Origin of the sequence: Plebeiibacterium sediminum (genome assembly GCF_026013605.1) — a bacterium.
In the GTDB taxonomy this organism is placed as follows: Bacteria; Bacteroidota; Bacteroidia; order Bacteroidales; family Marinilabiliaceae; genus Saccharicrinis; species Saccharicrinis sediminus.
Window position 1 is genome coordinate 1 of record NZ_JAPDPJ010000065.1, and the last position, 15,273, is coordinate 15,273.

A 15,273-nucleotide genomic window follows, 5' to 3' on the forward strand; every position below is an offset into this window, starting at 1 on the left:
ATTCTTTGAACCATATGATCAAAGTTAAGATTTTTAGAAGCTAAAGCAAGATGCACTAAAGTGCATAGTTTTAACTACTTTTGAGACCAATAAAGGAACTATTTGATTATAATTCGTCTTCAATGATCAACTGGACCAAGGAAGAGAACCTACATCTTACTTTTCTATTTATTGGTAGTATAGAATTCAAATATATAAAAGAAATTAAAAACAGCCTGCTAAATAATTTGAAAGGAATTACTCCATTTTATATACAGATTGGAGAATGTGGGATATTCCGGAAAAAACGAAATAGAAATATTCTATGGTTGAAAGTAAGAAACAACGAAAGTTTAATGATATTACAAAAAGGCATTGAGGATAGCATTAATATGATTTTATCACCTGACATGGAAATAAATCATGATAAATACAGTCCTCACATAACCATTGCACGCTATAAACGCAACATGCATATAGATCCTGAGTTAATAAACAATCAAACAAATTATAAGGACCAAAAGTTTATAATTTCAGAAGTGCAAATTATTGAAAGCAGGTCAGGTAAAAATGGTATTGAATACATTCCTTTGTATACCATTTCTTTATAAAGCAGATAAAAAAAAAGAGCCGCATTAAGCAGCTCTAAAACGTGATAATAATCTCGGAATTACGCTTAAATTCCGAATAGCCTATATCCTAAACTAAATGTTAACACATCAGTTTTTTGACCAAATTCAGCTTTTGAAACATCTTTCATTCCCCATTCATATCTTACATCTAAACTAAGTTTCCAGATAGATACACCTCCACCAGCTTGAAATGTCCAGTTTGCATTTTCCATTGCTTTTAAATCATCTTTAGTAATAAATGATGCAACAGGTCCGGCTACTCCATAAATTTTAGCTACTTTAAGATCAATCAATTGAACATTTGCCAACAATGGAATATCCCAGGTTTTAATATCACTGGTCTGTTCAACAGTTAATTCACCAAAACCAGTATCTTCAGTAAATGTATATTTTGTTTGTTTCTTAGCATAATAAATTTCTGGTTGGAGAGAAACATCACCAAATAATTTTACTTTACCATATGCTCCAAATAAAAAACCTGACTTTGCCTCATTTTTAATTTCAGTAGTAGAAGGCACGCTAGATAATTTTATTTTCGTACTGTTAAATCCTGCTTTTACTCCAAGTTCAAATTTGTTTTGCGCATTGACATTTAACAAAAAGATTAACAATGCTGACAAAAGAAATAATTTCTTCATAATTTAAAGTTTTGTTATCTGTTATAGATATTTGTTTTTATAATGACAAGTTTAATTTTATTATCACGTATAAATTTCTGCAAAATTAATATTTATGTTAGACTAAAAAAGGAGCAATAGCTAATACCAGACTATCTAACATATCATCATCTGCTACATCTTTTTTCAGAAATTCTTGTCGAAACTGTTTGTATATTAACTTGATATCAGATTGCTTTTGTTCTAATAATTCCATTCGTTCAGAAAATCCACCGGCTGTTTTTTTCTTATGATTTAATGATGTTCCTTTTAAATGTTTAAAACACAATTCCGGATGCGTTTCTTTGAACTTTGATTTTAAACTTTGGTTTTCTTTCAAAAATAAATCTAATGCTTTTATTTTAGCGCAAATATTCCAAGCTTGAATAGAAATACCTTTTCCTAAAATCTCCCGATTAATCTTTGACGCCCCTTTATAATCATTTGCATACACCGCCTGTTTGCAAGGAACCGTAAAAACTGAGGAACTAAATGGGTGACCTAATTGTTTCCTAATCAACACATCAATATTACGCTCTTCATTACAACTACTTACCAAACCAATAGGCATATCAATAAATACAAATTTAGCCTTTAGGAAAATTTCAATAGCTTCATTGAGTTGTTTAACTAGTTTTATAGAAATATTATAATCAGGATAAATAACAGAACACAGCCAACCACCTCTGCAACCATCTATTCCAACTGTACAAACACTATAATCCATTTATTCTAACCGATTTGTTTACGAGCTTCTTTTTCCTGAGGCAATAAAGCATGATAAATAAAATAGTTAACCGGAACCTCAATGCCATGTTTTTGTGCCAAATAAACCACACTCCCATTTTGATATTCCAATTCTGAAGGTCGGCCTGCCCAAATATCCCTTGCCATAGAAGAATTAGCATTTGGAGCGAATGACATGGTTGTTGCTATAGTTTTTTCTTTTATTGATTCAGATAATTTTACACCTTCAGCTTGCGACACAAAATACATTTCTTCAATCATCTGCACCATCATTTCTTTAAGTTCAGGAGTTTCGCAAAGAACACCATAATTTGCTCTGGTTAATGCTCCCAAACCACCTAAACAAATCAGCAAAAACTTTTTCCACGTATCACCCTGTATATATTCTGAAAGTTTATTTTTTATACCTGCCTCAGTTAAAATATTATTTATAGTTTTTGCCCGCTCTGAAATAGTATTATCCAATTCACCAAAAATTAAATAGGGTTCAGCACTCATGTGCTCTATAACTCCAGGTTCTTTGATCTTACTAAAAATATTACACAATCCACCCATCACATTTTGCTGTGGCAAAATATCTGATAATTCTTTTGCTGCCATTACTCCATTTTGTAACGGGATTACAACAGTATCTTTTGTTAATGCGTCTTTAATTTGGTTAGCAACTTCTTTTACCTGCCAGGCCTTTACTCCTATTAAAACCAATTCAGGATTTTCTATTTGATCAGGAGCATCAACAACTATTGCATTTTCAACCACATAATCACCTTTTGGACTAAGTAGGTTTAAACCACTCTTTTTAATGGCATCTCCATGTTTTCCTCTTGCTACAAAGGTTACCTTATGTCCTGCCTGAGCCAATCGAACACCAAAATAACCTCCAACACCACCTGTACCTATAATTGCAATATTCATATCTAACGAAATTTATATGTAAAAAAAATCCTATTCTGATTACTCAGAATAGGAAATCTATATAAAATTATCTTTTTAAAAAAATTACTTCTCTAAATTTTTGTTACTACTCATAACTACATAATGGAACCTTAGTCATTGTATTACCTGGGAATGGATAAACTTTATATGGCTTATCATATGCCATACTGCGCACCTTCGGAAAACTGGTAAAATTATCTAATGAAGTTAATTTTACATAAGTAGATTGCGGATCCATCCAGTACCACTTACCTTTTAATTTTATAATAACCGACCAATGTTCTCCATTAGCCTGTGTTAAAGGATTCATAACCTCTACAGCCAATTTTTCTTTAGGTATACCGGTAAGTGTAAGTAAATTAGCAAATGCCAACGTATTTGATGTACAATTACCTACCGGGATAAAACCGTATTTATGATAACATTGAGCATAACGTTGTATCGATGGCCACTGTTCTCTAAGTTGAGATTCCCCAGATTGATATTTGTTGGCCTCCTTTGCGATTGGATCTACATTATTACCCATGAGGCTTTTGGTACTTACGCACCAGAAATTCCAAACTTTCTTAAGTTGTTCAAATATTTCTTCATCAGTGAGTGCCGGACGATCTGTAACTCCCATCTCTTGCCTGATTAAATTTAATTGTTCTGCAGCTCCTTCAAACCTCACTGAGTTAAAGAACTCTTTATCTTTATGCAATACTTCACCATACTCATAATATAATTCTCCATTAGAATTTTTATACAACCAATCACCAAGTGGTCCATTAGATAACAATGCTTGATTTCCTTTAGGTGTTAATTTGTAAGTGGTATAAACGCATGTATAATTTGTATGTCCATCCTCATACTTTGATCCATAGCCAGGTGCAGAAATAACGACACGATAACCATATTTAATTCCATCAATTACATCAAACTTAAATTTTCCATTAAGATCCGTTTGCTGAGTATGTGGCTCTATATTTACAATATTTGTATTGTATACTGTAACTGTAGCATTATTAATAGGCTGACCTGTTACTGCATCTATAACCTGGCCAAATGGCTTAACTTCAGGATTGTAGGCCACCTTTGTTTCTGTATCAATGAAAACCCATTCTGTGGTTGGTAACGTATGGTCATTCCACAAGTGAATATTGGTCCCATTTTCGCTGCTCTTACCTTGTAAACAAACAATTTTGCCATTCTGGTTATAGATCTTCCAACGCCCATTCCCTACATGCTTGAAATAATACTTTTGTGAAGATCTGTTGTTGCGATCCCATACCTGAATATTTGTACCATCTTCAGACCGTCCTCCACTAACATCTATAACTCCTCTTCTATGCGTATATTCAGGTACTATTGTAAAATAATATATATCATTTGTAAATCCTGCATATTCAAACTTAAATCTACGATCCGGACGATTTTCAAAATCCCACACCTTTAAATTCTGACCTTTACTATAAGTAGGATTAGTTCCTGGGAAATCCCAGTACCCTTTATTTGATTTACCATAAGTTTGGGCACTTTGTATATAGTATGTTTTTCCACTAGGCATATAAACCTGAGCATTTACTGTACAATAAAAACACACTAATAAAAACACAAAAACGTTTCTAATCATATCTAATAATTTTTATAATATCTACTCTTACGAGTACTTCATTAATTTAAAACCAAGATACGAATATATGACCTTTTTGTTCAAACAAAAGGATGAATGAATATTTTTAATTGATGAATTTACGATTTCTTTTAACGAGATAACTATTGTCTGAAAGCTGGTGCTGTTAAGCAATTGACGTCCGTAATACTTGACGGTAGAAGTTCTCTTTTACTTGCTCTTACAGGACAAATATCAATTCCTCCTCTTCGTGTATATAAGCATGATACCATCAATTCGAAAGGACTATAAGCATCTAGTAATCTTTTATAAACCATTTCACAAATTTCCTCATGAAAATGGTTTTCATCTCTAATTGACACCAGATATTTCAATATGGATATCTTATCAATTTTATAATTTGATTTAAGATGAATAAAGATACTTCCCCAATCAGGCTGATGCGTAATTTTACAGTTACTACGCAATAAATTTGAACTTACTTTGATTTCATCTGGTTCATCTGATAATTCTCCAGCTAACAAAGTTTTATCCTCTTTGTATATTTCAAACACTACCTTATCTGCCTCCGGGATAGATTCAAGCAGTTGATAGTCTGAAAAATCATACTTATTTTCACAATAACTTGTGTGAAAAAAAACCTCCATGTCAACTTTAAGCAAGTTTGACAAATCATTTTTAATAATAATAAGGACTGAAGAGATAGCCTGAGCCCGGTTTTCTCCGTACTTACCCATATTAAAGGAATTCAGATATAGCTTTAGTGATTTGCTTTCCACTAAAAACTCACTATTACTTGGGTAAACCAGCTTTAATATACCTGTAACAGGTAATCCTTGTTGAGTTAAAAATCCCAATTCATAGGCATGCCAAACATCCACTCCAACAAAAGGTAAGTCTGATTCTTCAATACCATATTGTTCGCGATTTAAATACCTTGGAACAGCAACCAATATCTCTGGTGCATATTCTCTAGGATGACTGATTTGCTTACCTAGTACTTTTCCTTCTATCTCATTCATATCACAAAAATCCAATTCTTATTGTATTAAACCCCTTGTTTCGATCCAAAAATATCAATATGAATCCTTGGACTATATTTCCACCCGTTGGCAATACACATCTTCAATACAATTGGTGTTGAATTTGCAAGTTGTTCATGTGTTGCTCCCAAAGGCATCAACATAATATCCTGCTGATTATATCCTGAAAGCAATTTTAAATAATCATTAATAATTTCTGCTTCATCAGAAACTTTTCCCACCACAAACTTCAACTGCAATTCTGTAGTTGTTGAATTTGCAACAGTTACATAATTTTGCAAGGCAGTTAGATTTCTTCTTATTTCATGATGATATCTGGATGAACCGTTTTCTGCTTCGTTATAAAATTTCATTTTATCAGCAGAAGGTACTGAATTACTTAACTTCGGAGATATACTAAATAAATCAACCCACTTGGTTAACTCCTCATCAAACAAAGTACCGTTGGATTCAATTGTTATATGAACATTTAATTCTTCCTTCAGTGTTTTACACAAAGCAGTAACACCTTTTTTTTGCAATAAAGGTTCACCTCCTGTAATAACAACATGTTGCATATTGCCAATATTGTGACGTACAACATCCACAATTTCCTGAATACTCCAACTCTTTTTATCTTCTGGATGAAAAGATGCATATGAAGTATCACAACGACAAAAACTTCCATCCTCCATTTGCCATATACATCGCAAATTGCAACTTGCTAAACGAATAAATAAAGATGGAGTTCCGGCAAGCTTTCCTTCGCCCTGAACAGTACCTGAAATACCAAAACCAGTATTAGGTATATCTTTTATACACGCTCCGTTAGCATCTTTTATAATAGGAAACACGCCCTCTCCAACTAAAACAAGTTTAGTATTTTCAACTATACTTGTTTCAACTTCCGCCTCTTTTATTTTTTCTTCTACAATCATGCTCTCATCTACATTAATAAGCCTAAAACAATTTTAAATCGTAAGTAAAATTACTTTAAGGCTGCATCCTCAAATCCTGCTTCAGCAAAGGCTTTAGCTCTTAATAAACAACTATCACAAGTTCCACAAGGTTTCTCTCCCCCACGGTAGCACGACCATGTTAAACCAAAATCCACACCTAATTCCATTCCTAGTTTAATTTCTTCGGCTTTCGTCATATTAACAAAAGGAGCGTTAATTTTTATGGGCTTACCACTTTCAGCACCCATCACAGTTCCTTTGTTGATAGCTGCTTCCATAGCATCAATAAACTCCTGACGGCAATCCACATAACCGGAATAATCAACCTGGCTCACTCCAATAAAGATATCCTGCGCTTCGATGCTTTCAGCATAAGAAGCAGCAATTGATAAGAAAACCATATTTCGTGCAGGAACATAAGTAACAGGTATATCTGTTCTGTTAACATCACCATCTTCAACTTCAATATTTTTATCGGTTAAAGATGAACCACCAAAGTCGCCAAGATTTAGAGTTACAATTTTATGAGCAGCAACTTCTGCCTTTTCTGCAATTTTTTTGGCATGATTTAATTCTGTTTCATGTCTTTGTCCGTAATTAAACGAAACTGCATGAACTTCATCAAATCCCTTACTTTTTGCTAAATATAATGCTACGGCGGAATCTAACCCTCCGGATAATAATACGACTGCTTTTTTCATTACACTATAAGTTATTAGTCCTTTGTTACTTATAATTAGTAACTAATCTTTTACAGACCAATCAAATCGCCTACGAAAAAATGCCTATTACAATATTAATAGAAATAAAACTCTCTATTAAATTACAAAACATGAGATATGTGCACAGAAATGTACTAAAGAAGTAATTCTAACATATACCCTGGTTTTGTTTATAGACAGGATGGCGTAAACGAACTGTCTGAAATTATGATGCAAATATAAATATAACACACAATATAAAACAATCATTCCAATAAAAAGTATTCGATTCAAACATGATTAATCTCATTAATACCTGATTTTAAAATCATTTGCTTAGTTTAGCACCACAATATTAACAAACCCTATAATGCATAATTATTATCACATTCTTGGTGTAACACCCAATGCCACACTTGATCAAATAAAAAAAGCTTACCGAAAAAAGGCTATGGTATTGCATCCTGATATAAACAAAGCTGATGACGCACATGAGCAATTTATATTACTGAATGAGGCCTATGAGTATTTATTAAAAACACAAGGAACCCATACGAACCATTACAAAAGGGCACAACAACAAGCGCAAAGACAGGCTGAATATCAGAAGGAGTGGGAACAAAAAGAAAGAGAACAGGCCAGAGAAAGAGCCAAAGCCTATGCTCAAATGAAATACGAGGCTTACTTAAATTCAGACATTTATAAAACAACGGAAGCTCTAAACCTAATTCTTGATCTGTTTGGTTTGGTATTTTTACTTTTATTTGTTTTTGGTATTCCTGTGTTTACTTTTTTGGAGCATGGTATAATAGGATTGGCTATTAGCGCCATAATTATTTTACCTACGGCACCAATATGGTTTCGATTATTAATAAGATTTTTTGTTATTCTTAATTTTAAAGGAATTGTTGATTTTAAACATAGTACTATCCGCTCTAAAATGATGAAAATTATGTTGTTTTTAATATTAAACATCATCATTTTATTCGCAATTACTTTAAATACATTAATTGAATTAAAGTATATTATTGCTGTCTATTCTGTATTTATTACTTGTGGAATTATAATATCCAGATTTTTCAAAAGTCGCTATTATAAATATCTAATTAAATTTGGATTTGCTCCATTTGCTATTAATTTACTTTTTCTGATCAATTATTTCATTGCCTCAAATCCAACTTATGAAACCTATTGGTACTCCTACAGCTACCACGATCCTTCTCCTATTTTACCAAAAATAACACTTGAAAATAATCGCTATGATAAATACACAGGAATAAGATTAATTTTTGATGGAGAAAAAATAATTGGACATGGAAAGATCACTTATCTTATTAAAGATGGTTGTTTAGGATTTAGAGTCGTAAAACAGACAATTATTGAATAACCTCGAATTTTCTGTTCATTATCGAACATAAATACCAAAACACACATCCATACCCTAATTTTAGAAGAACTTTTTTCTTAATTTTTAACTTTTTAAGTACAAAACCCTACTAAATATCATAAAATCAAATTCTCAAATTTTCTACATTCGTAGGCAAAATGTTAAATATTAACCTAAAACTGGTAAATAATGAATAAACCATTTCACTTTTTATTCGGCATCGCTATGCTGCTGTGTTTAATTACACCATCCTTAAAAGCACAAAAAGAAAGATCTGAAATTGCAGAAAAGGATACATGGAACGTATATGATTTATACGAATCCAACGAGGCATGGAGTGCTGCTAAAGATAAGTTAATTGAAAAAGCTGCTGCATTAGAAAACTACAAAGGTAAATTAGGATCTTCAGCAAAAACATTACTTGAATTCCTGACTTTAAGTGGTGATATTAATAAAGAAGGATCTCGTTTATATATCTATACTTCTTTAAAATCAGATGTTGATTTAAGAAACCAGGAAAATCAATCTCTAAAAAAGGAAATCAGACAGGCATTTATAACTTTGGGACAAAAAATGGCTTTTGTTTCTCCTGAGTTAGCGGCGATTCCTGAAGAAACCATGAAAAAATTCATCAACGAGGAAGAAGGTTTAAAAATCTACGAACTACAATTGATGGATACCTACAGAATGAAAAAACACACCTTATCTGAACCAGAAGAGTTACTGATGGCTAAAGCAAGCATGACAAGTGGTACAGCAAGCTCGGTATACGGCGTGTTAAGTGATGCTGAAATGATTTGGCCTAAAGCTACTTTAAGTGATGGAACAGAAATAGAAGTAAACAAAATTAATTACTCTAAATACAGAGTTTCTCCAAATGTTAAGGATCGAGAAATTGTATTTGATGCATTCTGGAATCATTACAAAAAATTTGAAGGTACTTTTGGAGAATTATTAAGTGGTCAGGTTAAAAACCATATCTTTAGAGCTGAAGCTCGTCATTACGAGTCCACTCTTGAAGCTGCTTTAAAAGGTAATAATATTCCTGTTGAAGTATATCATTCTCTTGTAGAAAATGTAAACAAAAACTTACCAACATTCCATCGCTACCTTGCGCTAAAAAAGAGAATGATGGGATTAGATACTTTGAAATATTCTGATTTATATGCTCCTGCAGTTAAAGGTGTTGAATTAAAATACACTTACGAGGAAGGTCAAAAATTAATTTTAGATGCTTTAAAACCACTTGGTAAAGAATATACTTCAACCGTTGAAAAGGCTTTCAGCAACAGATGGATTGATGTTTACCCAACCAAAGGTAAAAGAAGTGGAGCATATTCTAATGGTAGTGCATATGATGTACACCCATACATACTATTAAACTATAATGGAGATTATGATGCTGTTACTACTACAGCTCATGAATTAGGACACACCATGCATAGTTATTTTTCAAACACAAGACAACCTTATGCAACTGCTGATTACCCAATTTTCTTAGCTGAAGTTGCTTCTACTTTTAACGAAGCATTATTAGCTGATTACATGGAAAAGAAACTTAAGGATGATGATGTAAGATTATCTTTATTAATGACTATGCTTGATGGTTTTAAAGGTACACTTTTCCGTCAAACACAGTTCGCTGAGTTTGAACTTCGCATGCACGAAGCTGCAGAGGCCGGACAACCATTAACAGGACAGGCTTTATCGAAATTGTATTATGATATAACCAGCAAGTATTATGGTAATGACGAAGGTGTTTGTGTTGTTCCTCAATACATTGAAATGGAATGGGCATTCATTCCTCACTTCTACTATGATTACTATGTATATCAATACAGTACATCTTTTGTAGCTTCTCAGGCTTTAGCTGCAGAAGTAATTAAAGGAGATAAAGAAGCTACTAAAAAATACATGGATTTTATCTCTTCAGGTAGTTCTGATTGGGCCATTAACACACTTAAGAAAGCAGGTGTTGATATGATGAGCTCTGAGCCTTTTGACAGTACTATTGCAAACATGAATAAAATTATGGACGAGATTGAAAAGATACTGGACAAAAAGAAATAATTGACATTGACATAATATAGGAGTTTTAGAAAACACGAAAGCCGGATCAAAATTTGATCCGGCTTTTTTGTTTGTATACAAGTTCATGAATTGTAACTAAAATTATCTATTAAACTATACAACTTATAGTACTTTATAATTAAACTAAACTGGTTATGCTCTATTGAGTTAGTAACCTTTCCTTCTAAAATATTTATTCTTTTATCTTTATCCAGATCCTTTTATTTAAAAAAAACACTCCTTTATTGGCAATATGCTAACCTTATTAAATAAAACTTCAGTTTGTTGTATCAGCTGATAACTCACTGTAATTTCACCTGCAAAATAGCTTTATTTTAAGACGCTTCGGCTATTCTCTAACTAAAAAAACAGTTATGCTAAAAAAAACAATTCTTTTATGCTTTCTATGCATTACAGGCTTAAAATCTTATGGACAAATAAAAGTAACTCTTGACTTACCAGATCCATGCTCTAATACAGCAATTGATAAATTTACAACCAATAAAAATGATGTATCTTTTGTTGTTACTCCTAACCCTTCTAAAGGAATAATTACAATAAAACTATCCTCAACTGCACCTCTTGAAAGTTTCACTGTATGTATATATGATACTAATAGTAAAGTCATATATACAGACCTTTTTTATTGTCCTGATTCCAGCTTTATAAAACAGGTTAATCTCAATAACCATGCTGATGGGATTTATATTGTCTCCATTTATAATAATACAGATAGAATAAGTAGAAAGATTATCTTAAAAAAATAACTCCAACCCAAATAAAAAGTCAATTTAATCATAGACTCTTTGTAAAAACAAACTCATGAAATACAAATTAATTCTTTTAATTCCTTTACTCTTAATTTTCTATCATCAATTCACTAGTGCTCAAATAATAAACATTTGTGGTTCAGATACGGTAGTACTAAAAACCGGAAATTACAATTCGGGTAGCATTCAATGGCAAGAGTCTTTAGATAATGAAAATTGGATAGATATTGAAGGTGCAAATGATACAACCTACACTTTTTACCCGGAAGAAGCAAAATACTACAGAGCCAAAAATTGTTTTTCAAGCTGTCCCAATGGATATTCCAAAGTAAGCCATATTCAACTACCTCCTGTAGCATATGCAGGTACAGATCGGGTTATTTCGGCAGAATCAGTGGAACTGACCGGAAACAGATCTGATGGAACATTAGGTACGTGGAAAGTTTTATCCGGTAAAGATGGCAGTTTCACTGATATTAATGATCCTCATGCCATCTTCCAAGGAAATGATTCTACATACTTCATTTCTTGGACCAATTCAAATACTTGTGGAAGTAGCACTGATACAGTTAAAATAGAGTTTGTAAAAAATGAATACATTAAAAATATTGCAATAATTGATACAACAGACATTATATTAAGTGATACAAATCAATTAGAAAATGGCATTTACAGAATCCAATTTGGCGCATCTCCTCCAACAATAAATGATTCTACAGTATTAATTGGTATAGGAGGTGAAGGTTTCATTCGTTTAGTTGATTCGTTTACTTTAGACAATAATATTTATACAATTCACACCAGTCAGGGTTCATTAAGTGATATAACCGTTAACGGAGCTTTTAACTTAGGAACATTGGATCCAGTATCTTCAACACTTAAGTCTTCATCTAATTATCAGAAATTAGATCACCTGCCCACTCGAATTGAATTAACAACCAATCCAAAATATAAGAATAAGCGATTTGTGTATTCAGGTGAAGACCAAATTGAATACATAAGGCATGGTGTTTCTTATAATAAGAAAACACTAAAAGCCAATGTTTTAAATAAACCTTTAATTGGTTTAGAATTTAATGATACCATATGGAGTAACGATTATGCCAATCTCAGATTGTCCGGTTATTATGAGTTTAATCCAAATATTGTTGTTGATTTCAACATTAAAACGAAATGGTATGGTCGTCCATATTTAAAAAGTTTTAAAGCTGGAATGTATAATGCAACAATAAACAGTAATTACCAGGTAGTTTTCGATGCCTCTGCTGAAGCAAATCTTGTAGATAAAACTTTCGAGCTATTTTCTAAAAGTAAAACAAGTGTATTTGTAATAGGCGGAGTTCCTGTAACTGTAAAAAGTAAGTTGACTTTCGAAGGAGCACTTTCTGTAGATGTTGATGCCAGTATACATGTAGAACACGGTCAAACACATACATCCACCTATACTTCGGCCATTGAATATTATTCAAAAGACTGGCACTATTTGTTCAATAAAAAAGAAGAACATGTGATGAATAATAATGTTGAGGTAAATGGTAACCTCACACAACACTTTGAAATTGGGCCAACTGTATCTTTTAAAGTATATGGAATTGTTGGACCATATATAGACGCAAGACTTAATGAAGATTTTGAAATTTGTGCCGGAGCAGGAGCTTCTGGTTTTGATTCAGGATATGCAGGTTGGCAGGCCAATTTAGATATTGGAGGAAGTATTACTGTAGGTGCAAAAGCTAAAATTGCTAAAGTAGATCTTTTTGATATTCAAAAAACTTTTACAAAAGGATTTTACCATCTTCAATTTCCAAGTAAACTAAGCTTAGTCTCTGGAAATAATCAGTATTATGATGATAATACCCAATTAGGTAAGCCTATTACCATAAAAGCAAAAAGCAATAAAGGATTTGCAATTCCTGGAGCAATTATTTATTTCGATCCTCAAGATGGCGGAAGTGCAGACCCGAAATTTATGGTGACTGATTTAAATGGTGAAGCATCAACAAATTGGACACCTGGAGGAGAAAATCTCAGTACTCTTGAAATAACAGCTACAGATTGTGATGGTAATAACCTTAATAAATCCCCTATTGAAGTTCATTCATATTCAAACAGTGCAGGGATGGCTTGCGCTAATTCATCACTATCTGCTTCATTGGTTTATCATAAGGTAAAATGGGGTTTTAACTATTACGAATTAAAAGGTAATCTCGGTAGTGCTCCATACACTTACTCTACTGATGGAATTAATTATACTTCAACAAAACCAAAATTATATTCTTACGAATACAAGGATTGGTTTAATGCCCCCGGAAAAACATACATGTTTTACGTTAAAGATAGCAATGGTTGTTTGGCTACAACATCTTATACAATAGGTAATTGTAAAAATTCCGGTTTAATATTAAATACCTCTATAACAGGCGATATTGTGACCGCAAATACAATTGGAGGTACTAAACCTTATTCCTATTCAATTAATGATATAAATGGTAGTTACTCATCCGATAGTATATTTTCAAATATATCTCCGGGAAGTTATACTTTTTATGTCAAAGATAGCGTTGGGTGCGTTGCTAGTAATGTTCAATTTATTCCTGTAAGCATCCCTCCTATTTTAGCAGATTTTACAGTGGATAAAATCCAAGTGTCAACTAATGACTATGTGCAATTTGAAGATTTATCCAACAATGCAACTGAATACTTATGGGATTTTGGAGATGGATTAACAAGCACTGAAGAAGCACCAAAACATATGTATTCAACTCCCGGGGTATATACGGTACAACTCATTGCATCTAATTCTACATCGAGTGACACATTAATAAAAAACAATATGATTGATGTTGGTCTTGCTCCGGTAGCAAACTTTGTTACAGAACAAACTAATATTGCAATTGGTGATACGGTATATTTTATAAATACATCTAAAAATTCACCATCGAATTATTTATGGAATTTTGGAGACGAGACAACATCTACTGATGCCAATCCCAAACATTTATACTCAACTCCCGGAACTTATTCCGTTTCATTATCTGTTGAAAATAAATATGGAAACGATTCTATTCTTTTTTCTAATTTGATCATTGTTAATGAAGCAAATACTTTTACAGATACCAGAGATAATCATGTTTACGGATATGTTACTATTGGTAATCAAACCTGGATGACTGAAAATCTCGCTTATCTGCCTAGTGTTAGCAATCCTATGAGTGAAGATTATTGGGAAGATACCATCTCTGTAAAATATTATGTATATGGATATGAAGGATCCGATGTTCTGGCAGCAAAATCAACCGACAACTATTTAAATTACGGAGCCTATTACAATGTTATGGCATCTAAAACTGCTGCTCCGGAAGGATGGCATATTCCAACAGTAGAAGAATGGCAGGAGTTAATAGATTACGTTGCTACGCATGGATATGAAGGAAAAGAAGGTAATGCTTTAAAATCTTGCAGACAAGTAAATTCAATATTAGAAGGCAATTGTAATACTACAGAACAACCAAGGTGGAATGAGAACACTTGGGAATATGGTCTTGATGCTTTTGGATTTTCAGCCTTACCGGGTGGAGAACCCAGTGGTGAAATGGGTTTATTAGGAGAAGTAGGCATGTGGTGGGCTCAGGATGATGATACTACAACAAGTGATGTACCCTATTTTTCTATTGATTCACGAAATGAAGAAACTCCTGGTAAAGCTGAAATATTACCGTGGGGCTATCCTATTTTAGGGTATTCTATACGTTGTATAAAAGATAAATAATTAATCTAACGCAACAATCATAAATAAAAAAAC

The 15,273-nt window shown here is 32.7% G+C and carries 13 protein-coding genes; 5 read left to right on the top strand and 8 right to left on the bottom strand.

What is annotated here, in order from left to right; genetic code table 11:
* The first annotated feature begins 80 nt into the window (after window positions 1–80).
* Entirely contained in the window at window positions 81–590 is a 510-nt protein-coding gene (gene thpR, locus OM075_RS20070; protein WP_301192338.1) for an RNA 2',3'-cyclic phosphodiesterase, read from the top strand.
* 65 nt (window positions 591–655) lie between these two features.
* Here the strand turns inward: thpR and OM075_RS20075 are convergent, their stop codons facing one another.
* The 7 genes from OM075_RS20075 to queC form a co-directional block, all read right to left on the bottom strand.
* Window positions 656–1,249 carry a porin family protein gene (locus tag OM075_RS20075; RefSeq protein ID WP_301192339.1) on the bottom strand — a complete coding sequence of 198 codons (594 nt, stop codon included), beginning with the start codon at window positions 1,247–1,249 and terminating at the stop codon, window positions 656–658.
* A 97-nt stretch (window positions 1,250–1,346) separates the two neighbouring features.
* Entirely contained in the window at window positions 1,347–1,994 is a 648-nt protein-coding gene (locus OM075_RS20080; protein WP_301192340.1) for a DUF429 domain-containing protein, read from the bottom strand.
* A gap of 5 nt (window positions 1,995–1,999) precedes the next feature.
* Window positions 2,000–2,929, bottom strand: coding sequence for a ketopantoate reductase family protein (locus OM075_RS20085; protein ID WP_301192341.1), 930 nt, complete (start codon window positions 2,927–2,929; stop codon window positions 2,000–2,002).
* A gap of 106 nt (window positions 2,930–3,035) precedes the next feature.
* Window positions 3,036–4,562 carry a carboxypeptidase regulatory-like domain-containing protein gene (locus OM075_RS20090; RefSeq protein ID WP_301192342.1) on the bottom strand — a complete coding sequence of 509 codons (1,527 nt, stop codon included), beginning with the start codon at window positions 4,560–4,562 and terminating at the stop codon, window positions 3,036–3,038.
* Between the two features lie 143 nt (window positions 4,563–4,705).
* The gene (locus tag OM075_RS20095; RefSeq protein WP_301192343.1) at window positions 4,706–5,584 is read right to left on the bottom strand and encodes an NADPH-dependent 7-cyano-7-deazaguanine reductase QueF; all 879 of its coding nucleotides are present in this window, start codon (window positions 5,582–5,584) and stop codon (window positions 4,706–4,708) included.
* 26 nt (window positions 5,585–5,610) lie between these two features.
* Window positions 5,611–6,522, bottom strand: coding sequence for a 7-carboxy-7-deazaguanine synthase QueE (locus tag OM075_RS20100; RefSeq protein ID WP_301192344.1), 912 nt, complete (start codon window positions 6,520–6,522; stop codon window positions 5,611–5,613).
* 50 nt (window positions 6,523–6,572) lie between these two features.
* Window positions 6,573–7,244, bottom strand: coding sequence for a 7-cyano-7-deazaguanine synthase QueC (queC, locus tag OM075_RS20105; protein ID WP_301192345.1), 672 nt, complete (start codon window positions 7,242–7,244; stop codon window positions 6,573–6,575).
* Between the two features lie 370 nt (window positions 7,245–7,614).
* Between queC and OM075_RS20110 the strand changes: the two genes are divergently transcribed.
* On the top strand, window positions 7,615–8,631 hold the full coding sequence (locus OM075_RS20110; protein WP_301192346.1) for a J domain-containing protein: 1,017 nt from the start codon (window positions 7,615–7,617) through the stop codon (window positions 8,629–8,631).
* Window positions 8,632–8,820: 189 nt separating this feature from the next.
* Window positions 8,821–10,701, top strand: a complete 1,881-nt coding sequence (gene pepF, locus OM075_RS20115) for an oligoendopeptidase F (RefSeq protein ID WP_301192347.1) — start codon at window positions 8,821–8,823, stop codon at window positions 10,699–10,701.
* Window positions 10,702–11,128: 427 nt separating this feature from the next.
* On the opposite strand, the gene OM075_RS20120 is transcribed toward pepF, so the two are convergent.
* Window positions 11,129–11,329, bottom strand: coding sequence for a hypothetical protein (locus OM075_RS20120; RefSeq protein ID WP_301192348.1), 201 nt, complete (start codon window positions 11,327–11,329; stop codon window positions 11,129–11,131).
* Here OM075_RS20120 and OM075_RS26135 point away from each other — a divergent pair.
* Together OM075_RS26135 and OM075_RS20125 are read left to right on the top strand one after the other, a co-directional pair.
* Window positions 11,259–11,468, top strand: coding sequence for a T9SS type A sorting domain-containing protein (locus OM075_RS26135; RefSeq protein ID WP_363321641.1), 210 nt, complete (start codon window positions 11,259–11,261; stop codon window positions 11,466–11,468). The two genes, OM075_RS20120 and OM075_RS26135, sit on opposite strands and share 71 nt — an antisense overlap.
* Window positions 11,469–11,523: 55 nt before the next feature.
* On the top strand, window positions 11,524–15,240 hold the full coding sequence (locus OM075_RS20125; RefSeq protein ID WP_301192349.1) for a PKD domain-containing protein: 3,717 nt from the start codon (window positions 11,524–11,526) through the stop codon (window positions 15,238–15,240).
* Window positions 15,241–15,273: the final 33 nt, after the last annotated feature.

What these genes read in the sequence shown, in the direction of transcription:
- OM075_RS20110 (WP_301192346.1), top strand. Translation starts at nt 7,615, where the DNA reads ATGCATAATTATTATCACATTCTTGGTGTAACACCCAATGCCACACTT.
- OM075_RS20100 (WP_301192344.1), bottom strand. Translation starts at nt 6,522, where the DNA reads ATGATTGTAGAAGAAAAAATAAAAGAGGCGGAAGTTGAAACAAGTATA.
- OM075_RS20095 (WP_301192343.1), bottom strand. Translation starts at nt 5,584, where the DNA reads ATGAATGAGATAGAAGGAAAAGTACTAGGTAAGCAAATCAGTCATCCT.
- OM075_RS20085 (WP_301192341.1), bottom strand. Translation starts at nt 2,929, where the DNA reads ATGAATATTGCAATTATAGGTACAGGTGGTGTTGGAGGTTATTTTGGT.
- OM075_RS20075 (WP_301192339.1), bottom strand. Translation starts at nt 1,249, where the DNA reads ATGAAGAAATTATTTCTTTTGTCAGCATTGTTAATCTTTTTGTTAAAT.
- OM075_RS20080 (WP_301192340.1), bottom strand. Translation starts at nt 1,994, where the DNA reads ATGGATTATAGTGTTTGTACAGTTGGAATAGATGGTTGCAGAGGTGGT.
- pepF (WP_301192347.1), top strand. Translation starts at nt 8,821, where the DNA reads ATGAATAAACCATTTCACTTTTTATTCGGCATCGCTATGCTGCTGTGT.
- OM075_RS20090 (WP_301192342.1), bottom strand. Translation starts at nt 4,562, where the DNA reads ATGATTAGAAACGTTTTTGTGTTTTTATTAGTGTGTTTTTATTGTACA.
- OM075_RS20120 (WP_301192348.1), bottom strand. Translation starts at nt 11,329, where the DNA reads ATGACTTTACTATTAGTATCATATATACATACAGTGAAACTTTCAAGA.
- queC (WP_301192345.1), bottom strand. Translation starts at nt 7,244, where the DNA reads ATGAAAAAAGCAGTCGTATTATTATCCGGAGGGTTAGATTCCGCCGTA.
- OM075_RS20125 (WP_301192349.1), top strand. Translation starts at nt 11,524, where the DNA reads ATGAAATACAAATTAATTCTTTTAATTCCTTTACTCTTAATTTTCTAT.